The organism is Microvirga sp. P4_G7 (assembly GCF_056401005.1).
Window position 1 is genome coordinate 1 of sequence record NZ_JBFUKD010000596.1, and the last position, 2,299, is coordinate 2,299.

Sequence of the window (2,299 nt, forward strand, 5' to 3'; positions counted from 1 at the left end):
GGCCATGACCTTGGTGTACATGCTGGCCTGCTTGACGACGAGCTGGTGGATCTTCAAGACCGGCTACAGGATCAAATCGTGAGGCGAGGGGGCGCCGGTCGGCTCCCCTTGAAGCCTCGCCGAGTGGCCCTCATATAGCCAAAGCGCCGCTTTTTTCTTGCAATTGGTCGATTCCTGACCTATAGGCGCGCCCATCCCACACGCGGAGTTTGCCTCATGTCTGAATGAGGCTTTCTGGTGCCGGTCTTTGACCGGGATTGCTCCGCGGAGGCTTAACCGGAGAATACGAATGTCGCTTCCTGAATTTTCCATGCGTTCGCTGCTCGAAGCCGGCGCGCATTTCGGCCACCAATCCCACCGCTGGAACCCCAAGATGTCCCCGTACATCTTCGGCACCCGCAACAACATCCACATCATCGACCTCGCCCAGACCGTTCCGTTGCTGCACCGTGCCCTCCAGGCCGTGAGCGATACGGTGTCCAAGGGCGGCCGCGTGCTGTTCGTCGGCACCAAGCGCCAGGCTTCCGATGCGGTCGCCGATGCGGCCAAGCGTTCGGCCCAGTATTACGTGAATTCCCGCTGGCTSGGCGGCATGCTCACCAACTGGAAGACGATCTCGGGTTCGATCTCGCGCCTGCGCAAGGTCGACGAGCTGCTTTCCACCGGCGCACAGGGCCTCACGAAGAAAGAGCGTCTCATGCTCAGCCGTGAGAAGGACAAGCTCGAGCGCGCTCTGGGCGGCATCAAGGACATGGGCGGCACGCCCGATCTGATCTTCGTCATCGACACCAACAAGGAGCAACTGGCGATCAAGGAGGCTCAGCGCCTCGGGATCCCGGTGGCCGCGATCGTCGATACGAACTGCGATCCGGACGGCATCACCTTCCCGGTCCCGGCCAACGACGACGCCGGCCGCGCGATCGCGCTCTATTGCGACCTGATCGCCCGCGCCGCTCTCGACGGCATCTCCCGTGGCGCCGGCGCCATGGGCATTGACGTCGGCGCTTCGGAAAACCCGATGCCGGAAGAGCTTCCGACGGCAGAAGCCGGTGCGACCGAGCAGGGCGAGAAGTTCGAGCGTCTTGCGGCTCCCCGCGGCGCTCCTGACGATCTGACCAAGCTGACGGGCGTGGGTCCGCAGCTCGAGAAGAAGCTGAACGAAGCCGGCATCTTCCACTATTGGCAGCTCGCAGCCGCCAATGCGGACGATTCCGCGGCTCTCGACAAGGATCTGAAGCTCAACGGTCGTCTGGATCGTGACGGCTGGATCGGCCAGGCTCGCGCCCTGATCGACGCGGCCTAAGGCCCGTCTCGGCACCGCACCAGCGGCGCCCCTTGTTTGAATTTTGATCAGGCCCGGCGTTCCCTGAGCGCCGGGCTCCCTATATGTGAACCCGTGAAAGGAAGAGCCATGGCGACTATTACCGCTGCGATGGTGAAAGAGCTGCGCGAGACGTCGAGCGCCGGCATGATGGATTGCAAGACCGCGCTGGCCGAGACCAACGGAGACATGCAGGCTGCGATCGATTGGCTCCGCAAGAAGGGGCTCTCGAAGGCCGCCAAGAAGGCCGGTCGCGTTGCGGCCGAGGGCCTGGTCGCCGTCGAATCGTCGGGCCACACGGCTGCGATCCTCGAAGTCAATTCGGAGACGGATTTCGTCGCCCGTAACGATTCCTTCCAGGCTTTCGCTCGTGAAGCCGCCAAGATCGCGCTCATGGGCAACGGCACCGTGGAATCGCTCGAAGCCGCGCATTTCCCGGGATCGACCGTCACCGTGAAGGATCGCCTTCAGGAGCTGATCGCCACCATCGGCGAGAACATGACCCTGCGTCGTGTCTCGAAGCTCGAGATCTCGAAGGGCATCATCGCGTCCTACGTGCACAACGCGGTCAACGAAGGCCTCGGCAAGATCGGCGTCCTCGTGGCTCTGGAGTCCGAAGGCGACGTGACGGTTCTCGGCGCGCTGGGCCGCCAGATCGCCATGCATGTCGCGGCGACCAATCCGGCTGCCGTCGATTCCACCGGCGTCGACCAGGCGACCGTGGAGCGCGAGAGCGCCATCCTGCGCGAAAAGAACGCCGGCAAGCCGGACCACGTCCTGCAGAAGATCATCGAGAGCGGCCTCAAGAGCTTCTACAAGGAAGTGACGCTGGTCGAGCAGGCCTTCGTGCACGATCCCTCGAAGTCGGTCGCACAGGTCCTCAAGGAGGCCGAAGCGAAGGCCGGCAAGCCGGTGACGCTGACGGGCTTCGTCCGCTACGCTCTCGGCGAGGGCATCGAAAAAGAAGAAGCTCCGGAT

Annotated in this window: 2 protein-coding genes; both read left to right on the forward strand. The window is 63.4% G+C overall.

Going from position 1 to position 2,299, the window contains the following annotated elements:
- Positions 1–289: 289 nt before the first annotated feature.
- A complete protein-coding gene (locus tag AC1DT3_RS18400) occupies positions 290–1,303 on the forward strand; it encodes a 30S ribosomal protein S2 (protein WP_477466671.1) in 1,014 nt (337 codons plus the stop codon).
- Positions 1,304–1,411: 108 nt separating this feature from the next.
- Positions 1,412–2,299, forward strand: an 888-nt coding sequence (gene tsf / locus AC1DT3_RS18405) for a translation elongation factor Ts (RefSeq protein WP_477466672.1), incomplete at its 3' end; no start/stop codon positions are given.